At 72.3% G+C, this 231-nt stretch carries 1 pseudogene; it reads left to right on the top strand.

The window, feature by feature from the left end:
* Positions 1-231: pseudogene (locus NET02_RS16500) on the top strand (cyanophycin metabolism-associated ABC transporter); the annotation flags it as partial.

The following is a 231-nucleotide window of genomic DNA, read 5'->3' as shown; positions in this document are numbered from 1 at the left end:
AGCCCCGATCCGACGTCGGCGGCCATCCCGGCGCAGACGCTGCAGTGTCCGGTCTGCCACAGCCCGATGGAGCCCGACGACGAGGCGTGCTCCGTGTGCACGCAGGTGGTGGAGACACCGCCGACGACGCGCACGCTGCTGCGGCTTTGGCGCTTCGCGCACCCGTACCGCTGGCAGCTGCTGCTGGGCTTCGTGCTGATGCTGGCCTCCACCGCGGCCACGCTCGTGCCG

The sequence above is a fragment of the Thermalbibacter longus genome (assembly GCF_023806485.1).
Lineage (GTDB): Bacteria > Chloroflexota > Chloroflexia > Thermomicrobiales > Thermomicrobiaceae > Thermalbibacter > Thermalbibacter longus.
This window is presented reverse-complemented; position numbering and strand designations above follow the sequence as displayed.